The 25165-nt window shown below is 48.3% G+C and carries 26 protein-coding genes and 1 tRNA gene; 11 read left to right on the top strand and 16 right to left on the bottom strand.

From position 1 onward, the window contains the following. The first annotated feature begins 3 nt into the window (after window positions 1-3). Together PLA23_RS00850 and PLA23_RS00845 are read left to right on the top strand one after the other, a co-directional pair. Window positions 4-88: transfer RNA gene (locus PLA23_RS00850), tRNA-Leu, on the top strand. Between the two features lie 424 nt (window positions 89-512). Next, window positions 513-2207 (top strand): bifunctional metallophosphatase/5'-nucleotidase, encoded by a 1695-nt coding sequence (locus tag PLA23_RS00845; protein ID WP_324331214.1) that lies wholly within the window; start codon window positions 513-515, stop codon window positions 2205-2207. A gap of 25 nt (window positions 2208-2232) precedes the next feature. Here PLA23_RS00845 and PLA23_RS00840 read toward each other — a convergent pair whose 3' ends face one another. The 3 genes from PLA23_RS00840 to PLA23_RS00830 are packed head-to-tail and all read right to left on the bottom strand — an operon-like array spanning window position 2233 to window position 7092. Next, the gene (locus PLA23_RS00840) at window positions 2233-5613 is read right to left on the bottom strand and encodes a hypothetical protein (protein ID WP_324473610.1); all 3381 of its coding nucleotides are present in this window, start codon (window positions 5611-5613) and stop codon (window positions 2233-2235) included. After that, the gene (locus tag PLA23_RS00835; RefSeq protein WP_324473608.1) at window positions 5613-6386 is read right to left on the bottom strand and encodes a PP2C family serine/threonine-protein phosphatase; all 774 of its coding nucleotides are present in this window, start codon (window positions 6384-6386) and stop codon (window positions 5613-5615) included. Before PLA23_RS00835 ends, PLA23_RS00840 begins: the two co-directional genes overlap by 1 nt. A gap of 4 nt (window positions 6387-6390) precedes the next feature. Then, a complete protein-coding gene (locus tag PLA23_RS00830; protein WP_324331870.1) occupies window positions 6391-7092 on the bottom strand; it encodes a vWA domain-containing protein in 702 nt (233 codons plus the stop codon). Window positions 7093-7175: 83 nt separating this feature from the next. Between PLA23_RS00830 and hycI the strand changes: the two genes are divergently transcribed. Continuing rightward, entirely contained in the window at window positions 7176-7631 is a 456-nt protein-coding gene (gene hycI / locus PLA23_RS00825) for a hydrogenase maturation peptidase HycI (protein ID WP_324331869.1), read from the top strand. A gap of 47 nt (window positions 7632-7678) precedes the next feature. Then, window positions 7679-8101 (top strand): hypothetical protein, encoded by a 423-nt coding sequence (locus tag PLA23_RS00820; RefSeq protein WP_324473606.1) that lies wholly within the window; start codon window positions 7679-7681, stop codon window positions 8099-8101. A 12-nt stretch (window positions 8102-8113) separates the two neighbouring features. Here the strand turns inward: PLA23_RS00820 and PLA23_RS00815 are convergent, their stop codons facing one another. From PLA23_RS00815 to PLA23_RS00780, 8 genes are all read right to left on the bottom strand, one after another. Further along, the gene (locus PLA23_RS00815) at window positions 8114-10369 is read right to left on the bottom strand and encodes a DEAD/DEAH box helicase (protein ID WP_324473604.1); all 2256 of its coding nucleotides are present in this window, start codon (window positions 10367-10369) and stop codon (window positions 8114-8116) included. Then, window positions 10347-11432, bottom strand: coding sequence for a ribonuclease H-like domain-containing protein (locus tag PLA23_RS00810; RefSeq protein ID WP_324331582.1), 1086 nt, complete (start codon window positions 11430-11432; stop codon window positions 10347-10349). Before PLA23_RS00810 ends, PLA23_RS00815 begins: the two co-directional genes overlap by 23 nt. 66 nt (window positions 11433-11498) lie before the next feature. Then, the gene (locus PLA23_RS00805; protein ID WP_324473601.1) at window positions 11499-12128 is read right to left on the bottom strand and encodes a flavodoxin family protein; all 630 of its coding nucleotides are present in this window, start codon (window positions 12126-12128) and stop codon (window positions 11499-11501) included. After that, a complete protein-coding gene (locus PLA23_RS00800; RefSeq protein WP_324327948.1) occupies window positions 12125-12739 on the bottom strand; it encodes a flavodoxin family protein in 615 nt (204 codons plus the stop codon). Before PLA23_RS00800 ends, PLA23_RS00805 begins: the two co-directional genes overlap by 4 nt. Window positions 12740-12744: 5 nt before the next feature. Next, window positions 12745-13401, bottom strand: a complete 657-nt coding sequence (locus PLA23_RS00795; protein ID WP_324327946.1) for a peroxiredoxin — start codon at window positions 13399-13401, stop codon at window positions 12745-12747. 6 nt (window positions 13402-13407) lie between these two features. After that, complete coding sequence (locus tag PLA23_RS00790; protein ID WP_324327943.1) at window positions 13408-13746, bottom strand: carboxymuconolactone decarboxylase family protein; 339 nt, start codon at window positions 13744-13746, stop codon at window positions 13408-13410. Between the two features lie 6 nt (window positions 13747-13752). Continuing rightward, entirely contained in the window at window positions 13753-13878 is a 126-nt protein-coding gene (locus tag PLA23_RS00785) for a desulfoferrodoxin FeS4 iron-binding domain-containing protein (protein WP_324327941.1), read from the bottom strand. A 72-nt stretch (window positions 13879-13950) separates the two neighbouring features. Continuing rightward, window positions 13951-14190: a zinc ribbon-containing protein gene (locus PLA23_RS00780; RefSeq protein WP_324473599.1), complete on the bottom strand. Its 240-nt coding sequence runs from the start codon at window positions 14188-14190 to the stop codon at window positions 13951-13953. Between the two features lie 144 nt (window positions 14191-14334). Here PLA23_RS00780 and PLA23_RS00775 point away from each other — a divergent pair, with 144 nt between their 5' ends. Then, window positions 14335-14934, top strand: coding sequence for a flavodoxin family protein (locus PLA23_RS00775; RefSeq protein WP_324327938.1), 600 nt, complete (start codon window positions 14335-14337; stop codon window positions 14932-14934). A 22-nt stretch (window positions 14935-14956) separates the two neighbouring features. Here PLA23_RS00775 and radC read toward each other — a convergent pair whose 3' ends face one another. After that, window positions 14957-15634 (bottom strand): RadC family protein, encoded by a 678-nt coding sequence (gene radC, locus PLA23_RS00770; protein ID WP_324327936.1) that lies wholly within the window; start codon window positions 15632-15634, stop codon window positions 14957-14959. A gap of 95 nt (window positions 15635-15729) precedes the next feature. Between radC and PLA23_RS00765 the strand changes: the two genes are divergently transcribed. The 4 genes from PLA23_RS00765 to PLA23_RS00750 all read left to right on the top strand — a co-directional run bounded on the left by PLA23_RS00765 (window position 15730) and on the right by PLA23_RS00750 (window position 19183). Then, window positions 15730-16230, top strand: a complete 501-nt coding sequence (locus PLA23_RS00765; RefSeq protein WP_324327934.1) for a rubrerythrin family protein — start codon at window positions 15730-15732, stop codon at window positions 16228-16230. Between the two features lie 260 nt (window positions 16231-16490). Further along, window positions 16491-16940: a DUF2493 domain-containing protein gene (locus PLA23_RS00760; RefSeq protein WP_324473597.1), complete on the top strand. Its 450-nt coding sequence runs from the start codon at window positions 16491-16493 to the stop codon at window positions 16938-16940. A 312-nt stretch (window positions 16941-17252) separates the two neighbouring features. Then, the gene (locus PLA23_RS00755) at window positions 17253-17696 is read left to right on the top strand and encodes a DUF2493 domain-containing protein (protein WP_324327930.1); all 444 of its coding nucleotides are present in this window, start codon (window positions 17253-17255) and stop codon (window positions 17694-17696) included. Between the two features lie 176 nt (window positions 17697-17872). Continuing rightward, window positions 17873-19183 carry a response regulator gene (locus PLA23_RS00750; protein WP_324473595.1) on the top strand — a complete coding sequence of 437 codons (1311 nt, stop codon included), beginning with the start codon at window positions 17873-17875 and terminating at the stop codon, window positions 19181-19183. A gap of 84 nt (window positions 19184-19267) precedes the next feature. On the opposite strand, the gene PLA23_RS00745 is transcribed toward PLA23_RS00750, so the two are convergent. Then, on the bottom strand, window positions 19268-19393 hold the full coding sequence (locus PLA23_RS00745; protein ID WP_324473593.1) for a hypothetical protein: 126 nt from the start codon (window positions 19391-19393) through the stop codon (window positions 19268-19270). A gap of 87 nt (window positions 19394-19480) precedes the next feature. On the opposite strand from PLA23_RS00745, the gene PLA23_RS00740 reads away from it, so the two are divergent. Continuing rightward, window positions 19481-22132 carry a PAS domain S-box protein gene (locus tag PLA23_RS00740; RefSeq protein ID WP_324473591.1) on the top strand — a complete coding sequence of 884 codons (2652 nt, stop codon included), beginning with the start codon at window positions 19481-19483 and terminating at the stop codon, window positions 22130-22132. Between the two features lie 80 nt (window positions 22133-22212). On the opposite strand, the gene PLA23_RS00735 is transcribed toward PLA23_RS00740, so the two are convergent. The 3 genes from PLA23_RS00735 to PLA23_RS00725 form a co-directional block, all read right to left on the bottom strand. Continuing rightward, complete coding sequence (locus PLA23_RS00735) at window positions 22213-22455, bottom strand: hypothetical protein (RefSeq protein ID WP_324473589.1); 243 nt, start codon at window positions 22453-22455, stop codon at window positions 22213-22215. A 79-nt stretch (window positions 22456-22534) separates the two neighbouring features. After that, entirely contained in the window at window positions 22535-22942 is a 408-nt protein-coding gene (locus PLA23_RS00730; protein ID WP_324327920.1) for a bacteriohemerythrin, read from the bottom strand. Window positions 22943-23073: 131 nt separating this feature from the next. Beyond that, window positions 23074-23202 (bottom strand): hypothetical protein, encoded by a 129-nt coding sequence (locus tag PLA23_RS00725; protein ID WP_324327919.1) that lies wholly within the window; start codon window positions 23200-23202, stop codon window positions 23074-23076. A 95-nt stretch (window positions 23203-23297) separates the two neighbouring features. On the opposite strand from PLA23_RS00725, the gene PLA23_RS00720 reads away from it, so the two are divergent. After that, a complete protein-coding gene (locus PLA23_RS00720) occupies window positions 23298-25052 on the top strand; it encodes a PEGA domain-containing protein (protein ID WP_324473587.1) in 1755 nt (584 codons plus the stop codon). The last annotated feature ends 113 nt before the right edge of the window (window positions 25053-25165 follow it).

Genomic DNA, 25165 nt, shown 5'->3' with positions numbered 1-25165 from the left:
TGAGCGAGGGTATCCGAGCCAGGTCAAAGGAGCAAGGTTGAGGGCCTTGTCGCGAAGGCGTTCGAGCGTTCAAATCGCTTCCCTCGCATACTAATTCTCGTGATTATGTCTCATGATAGTAAATTCTTTTTTCATGATATTTTTTCTCATGATTTAACCAAATACGTCATCTCTCCCACATTCGCCAGATCTTTTTTCAACCATATTTTCATACTCTGGTCCAAGCAACCGTTATATCTTCAATAGTTCCTGATCCAAATGCTGATGAGAGGAAACCTGAATTGGTACCATACATTTATGTATGTTCCTTCTTCTCCAGTATCCAGAGTATTCAGAATAGACCGCTCATCACTGAAATTGTGAAAAAACAGATGAAACATCTGGTTTTCCAGATATTTGTTATCCTGCACGTTCTCCCACATCTTCATATTCCTTCACGGAGAGTATTTCTCATGCCAATTCATCACAAGTTCCCAAGTTCCTTCTTACTGCATCGCCTGCGACCAGGTATCATGCTTTTTCTCTGTCTGTCCACCGTTTTCTTCATTCCATCGTTATCAGCTGAAGAGCCTTCTGAACCCATACCCCTCCATATCCTGGCAGTCAATGATTTTCATGGTCAGATAAGTCCTGGTCAGAAGATAAATGGAACACCGGTTGGAAGTATCCCTGTTCTTGGTGCATATCTCTCTAATGCAACAGAAACGTATGGGGTGAATAACACCATTATTGCCCTGCCTGGTGATTTGACCGGAGCGTCACCGGCTGAATCAAACCTGCTTCTGGATGAACCTGCAATACTCTTTTTTAACAGATTTGTGACCGGTGACTGGAAGAAAACCGATAGTACCCAAAGCGGGGGCAGGGTTATTGCCACCCTTGGCAACCATGAATTTGACCGCAATGTCTCTGAATTACTCCGGCTCATCAATGGCGGCAATGGAGATACGAATATCACCCATCTCGTTGATCCCTATCCGGGGGCACTGTGGCCGGTAATTGCCGCAAATGTCTATTGGAACGGGACAGAAAACCTGGTCTTTGCGCCATATGTTATCGAGCATGTCAATGGTATTCCGGTCGCATTCATCGGGGCAGTCACACAAGTAACCAGTGAGATATCAGAACCGGAGAAGGTTGCATCAGTTGTCTTTACCGATGAAGCGGATGCAATTAACGCCCAGGTACAGGCCCTTCAGAAAGAAGGCATCCATGCTTTTGTTGTTCTGCTCCATGAAGGTGGAACCCAGACGCCCTATGACGGCCCGACGCGGGAGACCGGGGATCTTTCAGGCAGAGTGGCATCGATTGTTATTCGACTTGATGAAGATGTGGATGTTGTCCTGTCCGGCCATACGCATGCCTTCACAAATCAGTTTCTCCCCAATGCAGGTGGAAAGCCGACACTGGTTACCCAGGCGTACTCCTACAGTTCAGCATATGCTGATGTGTCCCTTGCATTGGATACACAAAGCAGGGACGTCGTAAACTCAAGTGCTACAATCATCACCACATACGCGGATCAGGGACCTGGACAGATCCCTGATACGAATGCCCAGGAATTGCTTGACGCTGTCAATACGACTGTTGCCCCCTTTACCAGTCAGGTGATAGCAACAACTGATATTCCCCTCACCAGAACGCCGGATGAAAATGGCGAAGCACTTCTCTATAATATCGTAACCGATGCATTCCGGTGGTATATGAAGACTGATATGAGTATTCTGAATATCGGATCCCTTCGGGCAGATATTGACGCCGGTGAGATTACAACCGGTGAGGCCTACTCCGTCATGCCTTTTCATGATCAGATTAACATCGTTCAGATGACCGGGCAGCAGATTTTGGATCTGCTCAATCAGCAATGGACACGAACGGTAAAACCGGATCATCTCCTTCAGATATCTGGATTTACCTACTCGTATGATGAATCCAGGGAGCCTCAGGATCGGGTGATTCATATCACATTTGAGGGAAAAGACCTTGATATGAATAAAAAATACACGGTTGCCACTACAGATTTCCTGATATCCGGAGGAGACGGGTATACGGTAATGAAGGAAGGAGATGTGATCGCATACGGGGCACTTGATGTTGACGAGTTTATCGAATATCTGAAAAGTATCCCGTCACCGATTCATCAGAAGACCGGCGGAAGAATAATCCGGGTTGGGAATCAGTCGGAGGATGCGATGACTGCTGGATAACTCATTATATGAAAAAGGATACGGGTTATCCAAATAATTCCCCGATAAACTCTGATAATTTCTTTGTCAGTTTCCCTTTTGTCTCCCCCTTCTTTCCTTTCTTTCCTTTTGATGCCGGTTGTTTTTTTGGTACTTCAAAATATCCGGGAAGTATCATCACGGAGATGGTTTTCCGGACATACCAACGCCGCTCCTTTCTGATGCGTATCAGCCGAGGGAATAATGTCCCTTTCATCTGTTCAAGAGAAGAGATCCATCGCATCTCATCAATCAGTGAGATATCAAACCGTGCAAGAATCATCGCCTCAAGTGAGAACACCGGCGGAATACAGGCAAGAGCGGTTATTGCCAGGGGCAGACACACCGGAAGACACCGGATATGGCATACGGGCAGAAGCGTGGTATCATAAGTGCCGGATGCGAGAGATGGTACTGGAGAGCAGGAAATCCGTGGTACTCGAAATAGCGGGTAAGAAAGGCAGATGACTGGAATCCCCGTTCTTTCTTTTTGTATACGCCTTCGTTTCAGATACCTGACCGTGTGAAGAGGAGGTGGCAGGAATAATACCTTTTTTCCAGGTAAAAAGAAGCGTTCCGGCTGAAGGGGGAGAATCCGAAGCATGTGATCAGGATGACAGAACGGACAGACCCCTGGGACTATACAATACCAGTGACCAGAGTCATGCTGGCAGGAGACCAACGAGGAAAAGGCAGAATCTGCCCTTTTAAACCAGTCGGAGAGGATATCTTCGATCGATTCGCTGATATCCGCATGATCTGAAAAAATCTCTCTCATCGGATACGGAATCCGGTCTGGTGAGGGAACATACCTGGGAAATGCCCTATGGAACCGTTCTGCAATCTGACGAGGATTGCATCCGTCCATCATTATCATACTCAGGAGAGTTCTCACCTCTGAGATCTGAGAAATCTGCTCTTTTTTCTCTGGTTTTCCGTCGTCTGCGGGAGCTGCAATGATCCGGACTGAACTGTCCGCCCCGATAAAGACTGATCGTGGTGAAAGGCTATAGGGATGCAGTCCTGCCCTGTGAATAGAGAGAAGAGCGGAGAGGAGATTTCTGCATGCCGCAATCCGATGCCTGTATGAGAATGCCCGTCTCCATTCTCTGCAGCTTGAGGGGTCTGCTGCAACATGCCAGTGAACATACCGGGAGAGATCGATCCCTGGAATGAGATAATAATATCTCTCATGACCCGGAAACTGCCGGGGGGCCGTCTTTTGTGTGTAACTGATAATGGAATGAGGAATAATGATTGATGGGGGGACCTGACTGGTTCGGGGGGATGGGTCTATGGTGAGATGGTTCATTCCGATCAGGATCTGATATCCGGACCGGTCTGTTTCCCGAATCTCTCCGTGGGATATTCGGATCAATCGTCGCCCTATCAAAACCTGATGCCCATCACTATCGACATATTGCGGGCAGACAGGCCCTGTTCGATCAGGTTTTATCGCAGTTTTCTGCTCTGAATTATTGGTAATCAGTACCGCTTGCGGTCGCTGAACTGCCTGGGCATCCAATCGCATGCCCAGAATTTGTACCCACCTGAGCGGGTCAGGACGAGCCGCCGGGTGCTGATGACCGGTGACAAATGCCTCATGAAAGAGAGCACGGATTGGTGCCGGAATCCGGTCATATGACGGGGCGTACTCAGGAGGATAGAGCCCTGGAATCTTCTCCTCATACGCAAAGAGGCCACGGATAATCTTATCCGGAGTGGTAGGTGCATCCTCAATAAGCGGCCCGCGACCCTGATACGGATGGGCCCCCTGCATCAGAAACCTGAAAATCAGGACGGCAAGGGCAAAGCGATCAGAAAAGAGCCGATCACTATCCTGCCTCTCAAATGATCCGTCTATCAGTTCGGGAGGGAGATACTCACCGGTTCCAACCCTGCAAAACCATGTCTTTGATGATGACGGGTCGGTGATCTGAAATGAATCGGTATCAATGAGACATATCTCTCCGCTGGTGCTGATAAACACATTATTCTCACGAAGATCCCCGACACAGTGGCCATTCATATGAACTGCATGCACAAGACCTGCCAGTCGTGCAGCGGCCTTTAATGCAAAGGAAAAATCCTGATCCGGTCTGTCATACCATATGTGTACCGGCATATAGGTGCTGTCCAGGCGTGTCATCAGGTATCCAAGAAAGCGGTGCGGAGAAGCTGTTGAGACAATAATTCCTAAAGGCCAGCATATTCCGGTGCCGGGAGGTGTCTGTAAGGGGTTTTTTTGCATAACCCGGATCTTTTCTTCCATCTCCGGGCTGCTCCGGTGCGGATGAAAAATTTTCACACATTTTGTGTCGTCATCTTCAATATACCATATCTCACCTTCTCCGCCGGATTTACCAGATGATATGATCTGAAGCTGATTGCCCTGCTGGTCAAGGACAATCATTCGTGACCTGGTTCTCATTCTTGGGAGACGGGTCCTCGCTTTCACCTGGGCCTGATATGAACGGATAATCTCTATATTCAGGGTAAACGGCCCGGTGTTTGTGATGATGACGAGTTGCACTGATGCTGGAAGGGTGCCCGGAAGGAGGCGTGTATCAACCCTGATGGTAATAATCGTACTCTCCGTGACTGAGAAGATAGATGGAACAGCGGTTATCCAGGAATATTTTGATGGAATTGTACCCCGGAGGGTCCCGGATCCCATATTTTTAACGATAAGACGTTCCTCGATGATGCCCCGGACCGTCCAAGATATACGCAGAGATGATGGAATAAACCGGGCAATTGGGCCTTTCTCCTCTGACCGGTGTATGGAGACCTCAACCGTCTCTTCCCCACCATTCGTTTTTATATGGATCCTGCCGACTGGATGCCGTGCTCGCGGGGCTTTTGAGGGGAGTATTCTGACCGGAATCGCCTGCATCGTTCGGGTCCAGATACCACGGACCGGTATCTCAATCCAGTCAGAGAGCGGAACCGCGGTGCCTGATAAAAATCCTGACCCTGCATTTCTGACCGTCAATGAGAATGAAAAAGGTTCGTCCTTTGTAATGCCACAAAACTGAAAAACCTTCTCATCCAGACGGAGTGAAGAAACCTGTGCAGGGGTTCGCCGGAGTTCTATCTTGACCCGCCCAATCCCGCCGGTTGAGAGGATATGCACCCATGACTCTCCGCTCGCCGGGGCTTTATCAGGCCTTATTTCAAGTATTACCCGCTGAATAAAAGTAGTATTCAGGGTCGTGTCAAGAACAGTGACCCAGGCTGCATCTGAGCGGATATTCCCATAGAGCCGGCCTTTCCCCTCATTCATGATCACCAGTTCCTCCCGGATTGGGCCTGAAGACAGGGGAGAGACCAGGATACCGGAACGGTCAATCCGGATTTTTGGTTCAGATCCGGACGACCCGTTCATCAGACGAGCTCACCAGGAAGAGAGAATCCGACTGCCAGGGTCATATCATCAGACGACAATGCACGCATCCGGGAAGAGACGAGCAGGTCAGCTAGTTCTGCGTTTAAATCCCGGTTTTCAATGCAATACTGCTTAAGAGATCTCACAAGTGGCACAATGAACGGTTCATACGGAATATATGCCCCCTCTTCCCGCCTCATAAGTGCCCCCTGACATCCGTCCGTTGCACACAAAATGGCATCACCCCTGCCGGATGTGATCCGAAGATGCGACTCCCAGTTTGTTTGTGTCAGAACAGCCGTCTCATTCACAAATTCTGTCTGGCCCGGGACTGATAGCAGGGATGCTTTCCCGTCAGACAGGATAACACAGGCACCATCACCGATATGGCCACAGACAACCTTATCAGGAGTAAGGACTGCCATCAGCAGGGTTGTTGCATATGAGGATATGTCTGTTCCCTCCGACCGGGCACAGGCCTTGATATATTCTCTCCCCTCCCGGACGGCCTCCCTGATAATGAAAGCAATATCAGGATCCTGCTCTGTCCTGAGTAAGTCAGCGGCAGTATTGATACCTGAGGAGATCGCGATCGCTGCTCCTTTTCCTCCATGTTCTGCTGATGAGAGGCCGTCTGCAACTGCAAGTATGAGTGCACCAGGGAGGATGACCCCGCCCCAGGCATCTTCACAGGGTATCTGGTCACGAATATGTCTGGTTCCTGCGACCGATGCCCCACAGGTGATATAGGGTCCCGCATTTTTATGGTGCATTGGATCAGAGTGTAATTACTCCCCAGCCTTCCGGACCGACCGGGTTTTCAAGTGAGATCTGCTCACCGATGCGGGAGTCTGATATCTGAGAGAGACTCTTGGAGAGCCAGAGGAACATATCGGCCCATTTTGCTTCTTTGAGCATCAATGGTGTCCTTCCCGGAGGAGAGATCTCACGAAGGAGGGTCATATTGGCCTGGTCAACACCGAGCGCCCAGAAGAGAAACTTATGATCCTTTTCTCCTCCATGCACCGCTGCAATAACCTTTTCCCAGGTTTCATCCCCTTTGCGCATATCAGTCGGCTGACCATCGGTGATTAAAAAAATCCAGGGCCGATAGTAATCAGTTCCGATGGTTCGGTACTCAGTTTTTCGTTCTTCAACAAGCCGGACAGCCTCCAGGATAGCCTCACCCATGGGGGTATATCCGCCGGCGGTCAGCTCAGGGGGATCAAATGCTGAAATTCCGGTAAATGGTCTGACAATCTCAACTCCTTTCCCAAAGGTGATCACGGCAAGATCGATCCGCTTTACAGCCAGATCGTCCTCCTTCAGTTCATCGGTCAGGATACGAAGCCCCTCGTTTAATTCTGCAATCTTATTGCCTGACATGGATGCTGATGTATCAAGGACCAGAACTGTCGCACAATGAGGATGTTGCGGATAGGGAATATCAACGATGTCTTCCAGTTTTTCTACGCCCATTTATTGAAAATTGTCCGGTAACTTATAAAATAATTATCACATCATACCGGTTGGTTGAAGTGAGGAAAGAAAGGTATAGTACTGTGGATCTGCTCGTTGGTATCGGAAATGATCTGCTTGGGGATGACGGAGTCGGTCCGTATATTGCAGAAAACCTCCTTGGTTCAGACTGGTCGGTTATCAATGCAGGGATAGTTCCGGAAAATTTTACGCGTACGATACGGGAAATGAGACCGGATCAGATTGTTGTCATTGATGCCATTCATATGGATCTCCCCCCGGGCTCAGTCCGGATCATTCCTCCGGATGTGATCAGGGATTATGGGATTGGGACTCATCAGCTTCCTCTCACCTTTTTTATCGAACATTGTGCCATCCTATCATCGGTAGTTCTCATTGGAATCCAGCCTGGATGCCTGGATTTTGATACAGTACTCACCCCCCCGGTTTTGTGTGCTGCAACAAAACTCATCGCGATTTTAAAAGAACGCCGGCTTTGTGACATTCCCGTTCTAGGTATAAAAGAGAAGAGGGAATAAGATTGATTTCAGCTGCAGGGTATACGTATACAGGAAGGGGATTGAGTATGCAATATGAGAATATCGATAGTGCTGAGATGGCCGAGATGGCCCTGTCACAGGCCGTTGATGAACATATTGAAAAGAGCAAAGAGGCTATCGACCGGATATCAGAACTTGAGCGCCATATCCTGCAGTGGAATCAGGAGGACATCAGGGTTCTCCGCAATAACATCCAGGAGATGCGGGAACTGCTCAAGAAGAACTTTCAGGTTCAGATTGAGAATTTTATCAATATGCGGGCGATTCCTGGGATGCGGGTACCGGACGAGATAAGACAGATCTATAAGATCATCTCGGTGGATAAGAAAGGATTTGTTTTATTTGGAAATGAGATGGATAAAATTGCACACATCTCAAAAATAACCGAACACTACCGGAAAAAAAAGGAAGCGGCAGCTGCACAGGCAAAGGCAAAAGAGAAGAAATAATCCTCCTTTAGATCAGGTCATCCCCGCAAGATGCATAAGAAGCGCAATACACCCTTTTTTATCGAGTGGCTGATTATCATTTCCGCATTTCGGAGAGTAGATGGAGGCAGGACATCCATCTTTGCATCTGCATTCCGCAACCATCGTCCCGGCAGAGGCACAGAGGTCTTCATAAATATGATACGCACGTTCCGCAAGACCAATTCCCCCTTCATACCCGTCATAAATAAATATGACCGGTTTTCCCCTGACCTCGGCAGAAGCTGGTGACGAGAGTCCCCCAAGATCCCACCGGTCACAAAGGACATGATAGGGCATCATGGCGATCAGGGCATGTTCAGCACCATGAAGTGAGCCACCCATATCCCGGTCTGGTGATAATGCACTCATCCCTTCGAAGGAAAACTCTGTCCAGACCGAAATAGTCTCAAAGGTGATCGGTTCAAGGGAGAGTGGTTCGGTTGAGATGGTCTTTTCATCAATGAGCCGGCGGTACCCGTGATAAAACTCAGATACCATTACCCTTCCAAGACACAGGGTTCCGGATCGGATCTCCCTGCTCATCAGTCGTTCCCGGATCTCGATCCCGGTCTGGTAGTTCACCTTGGTATAATACCCTGGATCCTCCTGTACTGCAAGAATCCGGTGTCGTTCATAATCCCAGGAGCTGACAAGATACTGCTCACCCTGGTGTATGAGGACCGCCCCCGGGTGTGCCTCCCTGCACGCCTGTCTGATATCCAGGGTCTCGATGACCCGGTTTCTTACCTCCACGGTCCAGACTTCACTAATCTGGGATAGTGATACCAGTTCACTTGCCCGTTTTCTCCCGGTATAGACATATCCACGCGGTGTCTGTGCAATAAGACCACTTCCGATAAGGGCGTCAAGGTGATCGGTGATTCCGTTTCCAAACCAGCGAATATCGATTTCAGGTCTGACCGGTAGCTCTGAAGCTGCACAGAGGAGCTGGCCGGAGAGGATATAAGGGTTTTTTGTATCGATAATGGCATGTTCATGCGGACGAGCAAAGAACTCCTTCGGATGCCTCATAAAGAACTGATCTAGCGGGTTTTGCATGGCAATCAGGATGGCAAGGGCATCTGATGCTGACCGTCCGGCCCGTCCTGCCTGCTGCCAGACCGACATCATGGTTCCGGGATACCCGGTCATTACCACGGCATCAAGGGATCCGATATCTATCCCGAGTTCGAGGGCATTTGTTGATACGAGCCCCCGGATTATTCCTGCTTTCAGGTTCTGCTCAAGTTCCTGCCGTTCTTTTGGGAGGTATCCTGCCCGGTATGCGGCAATGGCCGTTGCTTTTTCAGGAAAACTTCGTGCAAGACTTTTTTTCGCCCATAATGAGACCAGCTCTGTCATCCGCCGTGACCCGGTAAAACAGAGGGCCTGAAGACCCGCCTGGACCAGAAGGGAGAGGAGTTCAGCACTCTCTGAATAGACCGAGCGGGGTTGTGCCATCTCCTGGTACGGGTTATAGAGGATGAAGAACCGCTCTCCGGTTGGTGCTCCGCTGGTATCAATAATCGTCATCTCCCGTCCGGTTAGCTGACTGGCAAAAACAGCCGGGTTTGCAAGGGTTGCTGATGAGAGGAAAAATTGTGGGGATGAGCCATAGTGCGTACAGATTCTGAGCAGGCGTCTTATCAGGAGGGACATACTGCTTCCATACACTCCCCTGTACTGGTGTGCCTCATCCAGGATCACATATCTGAGCCTTGTAAAGAAGGAGGACCATTGGCGGTGCCAGGGGAGGATCTGATGCATTTCATATGGATTTGTCAGAATAAGTCCTGCCCGCTCTCTGATAAGAGGCCGATCATGTGACGGGGTATCACCATCATAAATCGCCGGATCGATCGGCATTCCGGTTGCCTTTTCAAGTTCCTGCATCGTTTTGTACTGGTCACGGGTAAGTGCCTTTGCCGGATACATGGCAAGAGCGGTTGCATCCCGTTCCTTCTGTCTGAGCGTAAGAAATGGCAGTAAAAATGAGAGTGTTTTGCCTGATGCTGTCGGTGTACAGAGCATGACATCCTCTCCTGCCGCAATCGCCTCTATCGCCAAAGTCTGGTGGGAGTAGAGACTTATTCCCTCTCTTTTCAGCCACTCCTGCACCCGTCCAGGAAGTACTTCTGGAGCCGGGGAGAGTACTGCCTCCTTTCCGGGGATCCTTTGAATATGTGCAATATACCCTGAGTATCTCCGGTTCTCCAGGAGAAATTCAAGAAACGCAGAGACGCTCATACCATTCACAAACCAACCGCTCAAGGAGGAAGGCCAGAGTTACCACATCCTGCCTGTTATGGTCAACAATCGGGATCAGCGGACCGGGATTTTTTGTCTCCATGTATGTACAATACCATTCCGGCACAAGTGCACCGGGCAGATCCTCATCCCTGGTGATACCCAGTATCCGTGTCTCCAGTGTGCCCAGTCTGCAATCGGGAACAGCATGTTTCCACAGACGCCGTGACGGATGAAGGAGATCATAATGGGGCGCTGCAGGCAGAGAAGGCAGTCCGTAGTAGGCCAGCCGGTCTGCTATATAGGGGATATCAAAACTCCTGCCATTAAAACTGACGAAAACGGCATCTTCAGGGATCTCTTCCATGAATGCATAGAGGGCCGGGGCTTCCTCGCTTATATTCCGAAGAAGATACTGCTTTACCTGCAGTTCACCTTCCCTGAAGAACCCAAGACCTATCAGAATAACCGGCCGGCCAAAGATCCCAAGTGTCTCGATATCTACAAATCTGAATGATTCAGGAGAGAAGAGGCAGGACGTCAGAAGGGTAAGCGGATGGGATGACCCTTTCCGCACAGTACTCAGCCGGCAGATATCCACCGGTTCCTGCTCGAGTACCTCAAGCACACGAAGAGCAGATGGCCGGTACTTTCTCATCCGTGCCATATCATGGAGTGTTTTGCATCCCTTTGATTTCAGACGTGCAGAGACCGAGGGACCAACACCCCGCACCAGCGTCAGGTCATGGTTAAACAGGGCATGAATGTCCTTCCTGCCATACCTGATACATGGTGCAGAAAACCGGGAGTCAATGACATAATACTCTCCCTCCTGGTTCGTTCTCTCCTCACCGGGAAAACAGTCTTCAAGATATACATCCGAATAGTTGGTACACAGCCGTGATAACAACCGCTGTTTCTCGATGAACACAGACTCCCTGACCGGGAACCGGTTCAGACCAAGTCTGAATACATTATCATGAGGGACAATGGTATACTCAGGTGATGCAGCAATCTTCTCCTGCCACCTTCTTCCGATACCTGCAAGATCTGCCCCTGCCATACTCCAAGGTTATCGAATGGGCTAATAAAGGATGAACCCCACGGGGTGAAAGTGAACAGGGTTCAATTATCGTCTTGCCATTTCTAAACAGGGACGACCGGCCTTAATTCCAGTGACTGCATTGACTCCGATCCGATATACATCGTCAAGAGCAGTCGGGTGACCGGTAATACCACCATATCCATCCATATTTGAGGCAAGGTAGCCACCGCAATGAGTAAAACCCAAAATATTAAAGAGAGCTTTCATCATTGGAAACGCCGTATTAAAGACATCTACCTGGTCCATACCTGCAGTCGAGAGAAAATACCCACGCCTGAGTTGTTTTTCCTCCGGACTGATCACATGAGTTCCAAGCTGGAAATGGCGTACCCAGAGATAGTGTGCCCGGTCGATAAATGATTTGAGTTCAGCTGTAATGCCCATGGTATAGATAGGTGAACTGATGATAATGCAGTCAGCGGCAAGCATCCGGTCATAGAGCTCCACTACTACGTCATCCATAATACAGGAACCGGTCTTATGACAGGCATTACATCCTTTACAAGAAGAATATTCAAGAGTGGAAAGGACCACTTTCTCGGTGATACCCCCGGCATCAGATGCACCTTCCAGTAACCGATCAAGGAGCTGTTCAGTATTTCCTCTCCGACGCGGACTTCCGGAGAGCCCGATGACCCTGACCATCTCCTTCATGCCAGCCGCTCCTTCATTGTCCCAAGTACTGACCGGGCGAGAGACAGTGCCTCGTTTCGGGCGGTCGGGTGAGATTCGATCGCCCCTTTCTCATCAACATGCCGGATCATGAGGTACGAAAGATCCCTGTTTTTTACCTCGATGACGTGGAAGAAACATTTCACAACCGGAATTGCTGCATCAAAGACATAATCCCAGTCCTGACCAGCCGTTGAGAGAAAGATACCAAACCGTTTTCCGACTCGTTCGGGAGGAACAACCGGAAGTTTGAGGACATATTTTCGTGACCTGAATACCTGTGCCCGGTCAACGAGTGCTTTTGCCTGGGCACAGATACTCATACAATAGATAGGAGCAGACAATATGATACAGTCAGCCGAAAGGATCTGATCATGAAGGATATCCATCCCGTCATGATTGACACAGGCGTTGAGTTTTTCACAGGCATTACACCCGCGACAGGGGGCAATATCTGCATCACTCAGGATCACTTTTGTCATACTGACCTTTGGGTCCGTCATCATCTCTCCAATAACCCAGTCAAGGAGTATCTCTGAGTTGCCATGCCTTCGCGGGCTTCCTGCAATGGCAAGTACTCGGATTTGGTTCATAAAAATTAGAGATTTTTAAAGCAGAGGTACCAGTCTTTGCACTCATATCCCTGAGAGAGACGGGCCTTTGCATCTTCAGCTGTTGCCGGTGCGGGAACAACGACTTTATCACCCGGCTGCCAGTTTGCCGGTGTTGCAACTCCTGCCTTGTCAGTTGTCTGGAGTGCTTTGACCAGCCTGATGATCTCAGGGATATACCTGCCATTACTGAGCGGGTAATAGATCATCGCCCGGAGAATTCCTTTGTCATCAATAAAGAACACGGCCCTGACTGCTGCAGTTGAGCTCTGACCCGGATGGATCATCCCGTACCGGGAGGCGATACTCATATCCAGATCGGCGATGATCGGGAACGGAATCTCAACCCCCATCTTCTCTTTCACATTCATGACCCATGCCAGATGGGAATGAACACTGTCAATAGACAAGCCGATCAGCTGAACATTGAGAGCCTTAAATTCAGGTTCTGCCTGTGAAAAAGCAATAAACTCTGTTGTACAGACCGGAGTAAAGTCGGCAGGGTGAGAGAAGAGAACAACCCATTTTCCCTTCAGGTCGGAGAGTTTTATCTTCCCGTGCGTGGTCACCGCTTCAAACTCCGGTGCAGGCTCGCCCAGAATCGGGAATCCCACACAGTTGCACTCTTCATCTTCATAACACATATGACATCACATAATCTCTTCTTCAATAACCTTTCCGTTTACATAGGCCGGCATTCCCGCAAGGAGATATGCAATACGAAGTGCTTCCTCGACTTCGTCCTTCGTCACTCCAAGGTTTTTTGCTCCTGCCATCTGTGCCTTGATCGCATGCTGGTCCCTCATGGAAGCAGCTATTGCAATCGCAATAAGTTTTTTGGTTTTTCGGGATAATGCCCCGTCATCCCAGATATACTGGTCCAGGCGGAGTATCATCTCATGTATGTCAGGATCGGTCTCCGCCAGTTTTTTGAAAATTTTGGGAACCTTTCCGATCTTCTTTTCAAGATCATCCATCCCTGAACACATGGCCTCTCACCCCTGCAGAACCATTGGTTCACCGCAGCAGACAAGTTCTCCGCCACCAACTTCAAGGACTTTTACAACATTTCCACAGATCTCACATTCGAAAACCTGTCCTTCGTCAGATACATTTACCATTGTAATCCCCTCCATCACAACATATTCAACAGGCGGTACACGGCATCGGGCCGGATTTAGGAAAAAAGAAAATTACCGTTTTGGTGGATTGATTGCATCCTCAGGAGTCTTCACATCTGAACGGATGTGCGTCATGGGGAAACAATCATACATCTCACAGGCGCAGGCCGGACATTTTCGCAGATCCTGCTCAGCATCGGTAAATTCAAATGCGTGTCCGCAATCAATACAAACGTATTTTCCCGGGCCGACCTTATCGCCAGCCTTGACCTTTTTTGCTTCGGTCACGGTTGTCACCATATCAGTAATCATCCTTCATCTTTATAACTGATTCGAAACCGTACGTTCTTAATTTTACCCGTTTCATAAGAATAATCCGGCACCATGTACCTGATCACATGATTGTCCGGATATTACGTACCGTGACTTAAAGACTGATGATGTGAACAGTATAGTATGAAACCACAAATCCTTGCGCTTCTGGGAAGCCCTCTTCCTGAAGGGAACACGGCGAAACTTTTGAAGCAGGCGATTTCCGGGGCTGAAAAGGCAGGATGCGAGGTCACTTTGATTGATGTGCCATCACTTGAGTTCTCATCATGCAGGGAGATGTATTACTGTAAGGAACAGTCATCCTGCATCCTGGAGGATGATATGGGGCCTATATACCCCCTGCTGAAGAATATGGACAGTCTCATTCTTGCAACACCGGTTATGACCATGGGGATTCCTGGTCATCTGAAGTCGTTCATGGACCGGTGCCAGGTGTTTTATTGTGCAAAATATGAAAGGAAAGTACCCCTCATACCAAAAGAGAAGAAAAAAATTAGGAAAACACTCCTCATCTCGATAAGTGGCATGAATCTTCCGAATAACTTTGACGGGGTAAAAATATCCACTCTCGCATTCTGTGATATTCTTGACTGCAGGCTTGCGGATGAACTCCTCGTCAGGGATATGGATACAAAAGAAGATCTTGACCGGTATCCGGATATTTTGCAGGAGGCTTATCAGAAAGGATTTGCACTGGGAGCTGCTCTGACCCATGTGTCATGACGGAAGACAGATCATTCATCTTTCACAGGTACCCAAGACTTCGCAGTGATGTTACTGCCCCTTTGGTGATAATCAGGTGATCAAGAAGGCTGATACCCAGAATGGTCCCGGCATCTGCCAGTTGTCTGGTTACTGCGATGTCTTCTGAGCTTGGGTCAGGATTCCCGGACGGGTGATTATGAATACAGATGATGGCAGCCGCCCGGTCGGTTATCGCATCAGCAAATACCTCACGGGGATGAACCAGGCTGTGATTAAGCAGACCCATTGTCACCGTGCGGGTGTTGATGACCTCTGATGCCCCGTTCAGGGTCGTGACAAGGAAATGCTCCTGTGACCGGAAGGCAAGGTCACTGACCTCTTTTATCCGGAGGATATGTTCCGGTTCAGTTATCCTGATCTGCTCCCGTTCTGCAGGTGTTCCATACCGGTTAGCAAGTTCAAAACAGGCCATAAGAACCGAAGCCTTTGACGGGCCGATTCCCTCTATCTGAAGTAATGTGTCATATGACGGTAGGTTGTTTTTTTCAAGGAGTTTTGCAACCCGTTTTGATATGGTAAGGACATCGTTATTTTTTGTTCCCTTCCCCAGAATTGCAGCAATAAGCTCACTATCGGTGAGAGCACATGCACCCTTTCTTTCAATCTTCTCTCTGGGGCGATCCAGGGGATCAATTTCGGTCATCCGCTTGGCAGGCATATATGTGCCCTCACAGATTATGCAGGTAAAGGAATGAGTGTATTGATCATCGGCAGCTCGAAATGCTTATACTTATACATCCTGATCTGATCAGTATGGCAACGAAGGAGAACCTGATGGCCGGTTTTGCCGGCGAGTCGCAGGCCAACAGAAAATATGCATCATTTTCAGAGAAGGCAGCAGAGGAGGGGTTTACAAATGTAGCAACACTCTTTAAGGCCGCATCCCGAGCAGAAGAGATCCATGCACGCCGGCATCTGCAGGTATATGGAATTCCCTCTACTCTTGACAATCTGAAAGCAGCGATTGAAGGAGAGACCGAAGAGTTTACTCATATGTACCCAGGTTTCATCAAAGAATCACAGGCTGAAGGAAATGAGGATGCAACCCGTTCGTTTACCTATGCAATGAAGGCTGAACAGGTCCACGCAGGCCTGTATCAAAAGGCCCTGGAAGCCGTCAAAGCAGGAAAGGATCTCGATGTCTCCAGGGTATTTCTCTGCCCGGTCTGCGGAAATATTGCCCTTGATTCTGCACCCGGCGCCTGCCCTATCTGTGGTGTTCCTGGCAAGAAATTCCTTGAAATTACCCTCTGATCACACCCGTGTAGCTTGTGAGGGACCAGGGGCATTCCCGGATATTTCTTCTTTTCTGTATACTCTCTGACGCCTGTCCACGTTTTGTCGGTTTTCTTTCATGTCTTGCTATCAGCCCGGATTTCAACGCATATCACCGTGAAGGAATCCGGTCCGGCGATTCAAAATCATTTATAAATATTTAGTAATTGATGACCAGACTCATTTTTTATTTATGTGGATGCATCCAAGGATGTGTGTTCTTTTGTGCCATCCGGGTGATGATGACACGGGGAACACAGGTAAAGAGTGAATCCATGAACAGACTTATCGTATCAGGGCTTCGGACCTGTGATCGAAAGGACATCGTATCAGCCGAGATATCCAGATATATCCTGGAGATCGGTGGGGTGGATGAGATCGTGTCCGGCGGCTCAGAGGGCGTGGACCGGTTTGCGAAAGAGTATGCACTGGAGCAGGGGATACCGTATGTGGAGTTTGTGCCTGACTGGCAAAGCCATATCAATGCGGCAAGTTTTATCAGGGATGCACGGATGGCTGAGTATGGTACCCATCTGCTTGTCCTCTCAAACGGAATAAGCAAGGAATCATTAAACCTTATCGAAGAAGCACGGAAAAACCGTCTCACCATAAAAACGATTGGTGTGTTCAAAGGACTACCGGAACATGAGTCCGGGTACGCTGGTGCATATCCCGGCACTTTTTACTAAACCGATTGGGATCTCCTCCGGCCCTTTGGTGAAATAATGATATACTGACAGGGACCCCCTCCCTTCATGTCCCTGTTTCCTGCTTAGAGTGTCTTATACGTATTGTCAGTATTCAGCTTTCCATACAATACATCATCATTTGATCAGGATTACTTCTTTTAGAAAAAAATGAGTGGTTTGAAATATCTGCTCTTTATTGTATGCACTTCGGTTAAATCTTAAATATAAATATACCGAATATGGACTCAAAATAAGATAATTACTTTTATAGTCAAAATCAAGCATGTTTATTCACGTGTGACATCGGCAAAGATGGCACATGCGAACCTTGTGGAGAGAGTAGTCATGAAAAAACTCATTGTAACAGGACTTCGGACATGCGAACGAAAAGACCTCGTATATGCAGAGATTAGCAAATTCATCGCCGAGATTGGCGGAGTTGACGAGATAGTCTCTGGTGGATCATCTGGTGTTGACCAGTACACAAAACAGTATGCACAGGAGCATGGAATAAAGTTCAAGGAATTTGTCCCTGACTTCCAGAGTCACATCAACGCAGCAACCTTCATCCGCGACGCAGAGATGGCAGAGTACGCAACCCATCTGCTCGTTCTTTCAAACGGAATCAGCAAGGAGTCAAAGAATCTCATTGCTGAAGCAAAGGAGAACAACCTCCAGGTAAAGAGTGTTGGCGGGTTTGAGGGACGATCGGAAGCAGATCACTATCATTCTGGTGCATTCCCGACTCCCTATTAACTATTCCAGTCTGATTCCCAACTGATACATACCCATGAGAAATACCCTCCATTTCTCATATCCATCAGGAATTTTTTGCAGTTTTGAAGATGCTTTTTCGTATGGATATACATCATCATCTTCATCTGTGATTACAACATGATGGTACAAAAAAATCATGCAGGTATTCCTCGTCTATGAAAACAAGTCCTGATAGATCATTACAGATCCTCATCGTAGAGGATAACCGGACTCAGGCAGAATATCTCCGTCACCTTCTTGAGAAAAAAGGGCATCAGGTCACGGTATCGAATAATGGGTATGAAGCTCTTGAAAAGCTGAAAATTGAAAGACCGGATATCATCCTCACCGATGTTATGATGCCGGACATGGACGGATTTACCCTGTGTAAGATGATTAAGAGTGACGAAACATACCACGACATACCGGTAATTCTGGTAACACACCTGTACAGCCCGGTTGATGTGATCAAGGGACTTGAGGCAGGTGCAGATAACTTTATCATTAAATCGTATGATCCAGAGTATATCTTCTCACGCATCGCAGGCATCATGCAGGCGAAAGAGCATCCCGGCTCGAATGAGTCAAACCAGCCGCTTGATGTCGTATTTTCAAGTGAAGTTCATACCATCGCATCCAGCCGGATGCAGATCCTCAACATTCTGCTCTCAACGTATGAGACTGCGGTAAAGAACAATAGTGAACTCCAGGTTGCTCATGAGCGGCTCCACTATACCAATGCACAACTCCAGAAACTGGTTGAAGATCTTGAGCAGACAAATGAATCGCTCCATCTGAAAAACCTTGAGCGGGGCAGGCTGGAGACGGCACTTACCGCTGCCCAACAGAAAATTGAGACGCTTTCCGAGGCACTCAGACGTGTGTGTCAGACTTGGCTGTACCCTGCAGAAGAACTACTCCGGCACCAGGTATCGTCATCATCTACCAGTCAGGAGATTGCTGATGCTGCATCACATCTTCATGCAGGGCTGATTGCCCTTACGAACAGCAGGCAGTATCTCAAAGCAGCAACAGTGCCCCGAACCTGGCAGGGTATTAGAAATTGTATCAATGCGGCTGTTGAACCGGTGCGCAGGCAGACTATCCGGTATGAAAACCTCATTCCTGAAGACATTGAGATATACGCTGACCCGTGCCTTAAGCACGTACTCCGCGACATCGTCGTCGCTCTTCAAGATGACGGTGGCGGACCTTCCGAGATACGATTCTCATTTCATGTGAAAGACAACGGGTATGTGATCATCTGTGAGAACAATGAACGTGGTGTTGCACAGACCGACAAGAATGACATATTCTCAATTCACGAAGGACTGAATTCGTATCCGTCTCTCTGCTTTGTCAGGGAGATGCTGGCACTATCAGGTCTGGAGATATCGGAGACCGGCATAGCGGGACATCGCACCCGGTTTGAGATCGCATGTCCTGAGCCTTCAATCCGGTTTGGATCTGATATCCAGGTGATCTGACGGCGATCTGATCTGTGTAGGATACAGGCATTTCCTGAAATAACCCGTACTTCCTAAAAACAGGAGTATCGAGGAAAGGTAGAATCATCCCAGGATGATTGTCATGTCCCGTGGAAGGTGATATATTGACTCCTGTTTTGTATGTGTGTGTGATTTCGCGTTCAGAGCAGACTCCGGCTCAATCGCGTGAAGACACTGTGCCTCACACATGAGCATACCAGTTTCATCGTGCATGAATTAATAGATGGACAAACAGGTGTCCGAAAGAATAAATCTTATTAACAAGAACATAAAACTGTGGATTCCGGCAGTTCAAAAATAAATCAGGATATTCTCGACACTTTTACCAGGGGAAAAAAATCCCTCAGTATCTCTGATATTTCACGTCTGTCCGGCCATCACCGGCACACTGTCGCACGGTATCTTGATAACCTGGTCTCATCCGGGCGGCTTGAGATGCGCCGGCATGGCCAGAAGAAGAAGTACTATCTCTCTGATATTCAGCCGGAGTCTTCCATTCTTAACTTTTCACCGCATATGCTCATCATCCTGAATATGGACCTCACCATCAGATGGGCAAATGACTCGTTTTTGCGGATGATGAACACCACAATCGAGGCTATTTCCAACCTGGGCATCGAAGCCCTGCATCTGGACTCATTGTTTGGGCCGGATCTTGTTGCAGCTATCAGGATGGTACGGCCCGGTGAGACCAGGTCAGAAGAGGCGCGAATTGTCAGTGATGAGAAAGAGACCTTGTACCTGTTCACCATATCATCCGTCTCATTCTTTCAGGAACGCCCGGCACTTGTCATAACCGGCGAGGACATCACTGAGAAGAAGGCCTTGCAGGATGCCATCAGAAGAAGTGAGTCAAATCTGCGGCTTATCACCGAATCAGTGCATGATATGATCATCCGGTGGGAGAGAGACGGGACCATCTCCTATGTCTCACCTGCGTGTGAGCTCCTGACTGGATATGTCTCTCAGGAGCTGATGGGAAAGATCATCTCTGAGTTCATCCATCCGGAAGATCTGCCACGGTTTCAGAACGGGAATGAGGGGGAGAGTGTAAACTGGTCGCGTCTCCCTTCTTCGTTCAGGTTTCGGACACAGAAAGGGAAATGGATATGGTTTGAAACCACCACAACCCCCCGTTTGTCAGAAACCGGTGATATACTGGATTATATATCGGTCTGGCGAGATATTACCGCATGGCTTGAGGCAGAGACCAAGCTTGCCCTCAGTGAAGAGAAGTACCGCCGGCTCTTTGAGGGTGCAAAAGATGCGATTATCCTGATGGAATTGACTGAAAATTTAAAGCATGCACGATTTCGTGAGGTCAATAATCTTACCTGCCAGTTGACCGGATATACGTATCAGGAATTTCTGACCCTCTCATTATCTGATATCATCCCAAAATCCATGAAAGATTATTTTGATGAGGTCATCCGGAAATTCATGGACAATGAGCAGGGTTTTTTTGAGATCGATCTGGTCAGGAAAGACGGCACCCTGGTGCCGGTTGAGGTAAACGCTCATCTCTTTTCCCTACAGGGAAAACCCGTCGTCCTTGCCATCACCCGTGATATCACCGAACGAAGAAAAAATGAAGCTGCCATCAGGGAAGCACACCAGCGTCTTGAAGATATTCTTGAATTCCTCCCTGATCCGGTTTTTGTACTTGATACCGAAGGAAAGGCGACTGCATGGAACCGGGCCATGGAGGAATTGACCGGCACAAAGAAGGAGGACATCATTGGGAAAGGAGATTATGCCTGTGCGGTTGCATTTTATCACCAGAATCGGCCGGTCCTTGCTGATTATATCCTCCATCGTGATGAGACGGTACTGCTGCGGTATAATAATCCGGTAATCGATGGTGACCGGGTGACGGTCGATGTGCAGACCCTCCATCCGGTGACAAAAAACCGCATCTGGCTGTGGATTAAGGCTGCACCCATCTATAACCTCACCGGTGATATCATCGGTGTCATCGAGACACTTCGTGATATTAGTGACCGAAAAATCATGGAACTGGAGATACGAAAGCAGAATGCGATCTTTGAAGCATTGAGCAGGGCTGCATCCGATATTCTTCAGTCTTCAACATTTGAAGATGCTGCACTACGGACTCTCGGGCTTATCGGTGAGGCCACCTCTGTGAGTCGTGTCTGCCTCTTGGAAAAGGCTCCAGCCTCCAGCCTCCAGCTGATCAAAAGCGAACTTGAATGGAATGCAAAAACTGGGATTGTCGGAAGGACCAGATCCCCACTCTCCATGCGCCAGAAGCATGAGCAGGACGGGTCGGTCATAGAGGATGTGTTCACCCAGGAGAAGACGATATACAGTCTGGTCAGAGATCTGCGGGAGGGTGACCGGAGGATTCTGGAACCGGAGGGAGTAAAATCTGTCCTTCTCGTCCCAATCAAGATAAAAAATGACATCTGGGGCGTCGTCGGGTTTCTTGAATCAAACGGTGAACGCATCTGGAGCAGAAAAGAGATCAATGCCCTTGAGATCGGCTCATCACTTATAGGAAGCGCTCTTATGCGATTTAAGGCAGGAGAACGTCTGGAGAAGAGTGAGAAACAGTTCCGGACCCTGGCTCAGAATATTCCAGGTATCGTATTCCGGGTCTCTCTTGCCGGGTCTGATATGGAATTTTATAATGACCACCTTGAGTCGGTGACCGGATACTCTGCAAAAGAACTTGCCAGCGGTCAGATAACATCTCTTATCCCCCTCATTTTCCCTGACGATAAGCAACGGGTTGTCCAGGCAAAAAAGGAATCGATTAAAACCGGGGAGCCATATGAGATCGAGTACAGGATTATTGACAAATTTGGTCATATCAGGGTCATGAGCGAACGTGGAAGACCTGTCGCTGATGAGACCGGGCTTGTGGTAAGTATTGATGGAATCATTCAGGAGATAAAGCCAGAATAACCGGTACACCCGCGTGCATCGGTATATGCTAAAATTATTAGTGGATCTTGAAAATCAGGTGATGCCTTCGTTTGCCCATATTATTCACCAAATGCCTCCTGAAAAGACAATTGATGAAGAGAATACCGAAAATGTCTTCGTATCGCAACGCTTCTGCTAATCGGGTTAATCCACGGCGGATTGCCGGTTGTATGAGATGTTGCATGATAAATGAAAAAGTTCCCGCATCCGGTTTTATACATATATGATCCTCCTTCTTTTCGTTCTCCAATCAGAAGAGAGGATTCTGTGTCATAGATATGACCATTCATTATTTCTTTCACAAGTATCTGCGCATGGATGCGCCTTTTTAAAAGGCACTATGACATGATAATGGTTATGGAGAAGAACGATGGTATCGCCTCATGAAATTCCTGCACGTTTCATTGATGGAACATATTTCTGGTCTATTGTGGAGAGATGTTCATTGAGCCAGAATGTTAAAAATATGGTCACTTCTGCTGAGAGCGTTTCATCATTCTGATTATATTTATACAGAAAGTCATTCACTTTTGAGAGAAACGCGTCATGAAAAATTCTGTGCTCTGCAATATCAGGATATCCTGCCTTCTCCATGAGCCCTTCCTCGGTATGGAAATGATACTCTGCATACCTGCTCATCTCATCAATAACATAGGATACCTCTTCCTTCCCTTTTTTTTGACTTAATGCCTCAAGCATCCGGTTCAGAACTGATACAAAATGTTTATGCTGTTCGTCAATTGAGGATATTCCGGTTGCATATACCTCGTCCCAAACAATAAATGCCATGCACGATTCTCTCCTTCAAATAATATCAAGCCTGTGATATCACGTTCTGCCTGATATGGAGATGAACCATACCGAGGAAGGGGCATGTGTGAGCACAAACCTAGTTCCTTAGAGAAAAAAAAAGAGTTAAATTACACTTCGGCAGTCAGCATTGTCCTATCCAGTTGACTTTTCAGGTCGGCGATTCTCATCTCATACCGGTAAATAGCCCGTTCCAGTATCTCTTTCTTAATCCGTTCAATATCCGGTTCCTGGTTCATGATCATACCCCTGCTGAATTGCGAACACCTATTCTGTCCACCACTGAGACATATGAGTATTTGCCATGCAATAGTGCCAGACAATTGCATATTACATGGATATACATCATTCATCAGACAAGCATCCCTGCAGCAATGTTTCCATGACCGAAAACCATTTCCCTGCACAGGGTAACACCCCGGTTATGAACGCCTGGTATTGTCTTTCGTTCTTCGTCATGGGAATGCTTATCTGTGCCTTTCTTCCCGCTTGTGTATGTGCAGATGAGGAGGCCCTGCCTTCCCCGTTCATTGACCCTGATGATAGTCCTGAACCATTCCCGACGCTCTATCCACCCCCTGATTCAGAACCGCTGCCTGGTCCGGTCGGGGGAGATGCCGGGTGGTTTCTGATTTGCTCCACTCCATCAGGTGCATCGGTCAATTTTGATGGTTCAGATGTGGGATATACTCCGGTATCGGTGAAGGTCTATTCCACCGGAAGTCCCTATCATACCATCAGGGTTGAAAAACCCGGGTATTTGGTATGGACCAGGGAACTGAACGAAAATCCTGCGCCTGGTGAGACGAGGGAGATTCATGCCACGCTCAAACCTGATCCCTGCTGCAGAAGTCTTCGGATAACATCCGCCCCCTCCGGAGCACAGATCATCCTGAATGGTGTATACCAGGGAAAAACCCCAAAAACCATTGATAATCTTATCACCGGCACCTATCAGGTTACCCTTACGCGAAGCGGATATGAGACCTGGAGTGGCTCTGTTGACGTCCGTCCTGACTCTGACAACGTGATCTACGTAGTATTAGAACCGATGTTTGCCCCGATCACCTCATCGACCCTCATGATTGAGTCATATCCGGAGGGGGCCGAGATAGTCCTTGATCGGACCAGCAGAGGGACCACGCCACGAACCCTCACCCTTCCGGAGGGGTCTCATACCCTTGTTCTTCGGATGGCTGGGTATCAGGACTATTCAACGTCCGTATTTACGAGAGACAAGGAGAATGCACGTATTACTGCGTATCTGGTTCCTCTTGGGACAGTACCGGCCAATACTCCGGCTCCGATCATCGTTGCATCACCTGTTAGCCCGTCTTCACCATACGAGCGTCTTTATCATATGGGGGAGGAGGCAGCAGCGTTTCGTGATAGATATGGCACGTCCGCTCTCCTGGATGCGGTACAGAAACCGGGTAATGAATTCAACCAGGATACGGAATTTATGAGTATCATGGACCGGAATGGAACACTTCTTGCGGATTTGGTTTTAGAATCCTGGATAGGTGAGGATATCACCACATATACCGATCAGAACACCGTTCCCTTTGGACTCGTACGGCGGATACTGGCAGACCACGGTGGCGGACTGTTGTATGAGAATTGTATCGCAAACAATTCATCATCAGGCGAATTGTGTATATCTGCAGTCATACCGGAATCGGATGGAATAATTATCACCGCATCCCGCCATACAAATGAAGAAATCCCCTCATTCTCAGATTTGATCCTCGCGTCACTCCTCTCTTCGTCATCATCCATTGCACTGGCAGAATCAGCGCCAGGCAAGACTGCCTGCCAGGAGGTTGTTATTCCTGCCCGGACCGGTGATACTTCAGGAGATATGGATGAAAAATCCCGGCTGTTTGACGCAGATAAGAATGGGATCTCACTCCTCCCCGTGATATATGCCCTCGCTTTTGAAGGTGGCGGGATGTGTTATGGGTTTGAACCAGAGGGTACTGACATAACCCTCTTTTCTGTGTCGCCTGTTTCAGATGGTCAGATACCAGTCAGATGGATATCCGGGACCAGCATTGAGCCGCGGGAAGAGGCCGTTATTCATTCGTAACCCTCAAAAGACCAATCGTAATGGGGTAAAATCAGAAACCGGGCAGAGATTCTCTTCCCGGAAAGTTCATCCCGTTCCGGATCAAAGGCTGCCATATGTATGGCCGTCTGGTA

It is taken from the genome of Methanospirillum sp. (genome assembly GCF_035406105.1).
GTDB lineage: Archaea > Halobacteriota > Methanomicrobia > Methanomicrobiales > Methanospirillaceae > Methanospirillum.
The sequence above is the reverse complement of the archived record's forward strand: the minus strand, read 5'-3'. Positions and strand labels throughout refer to the sequence as shown.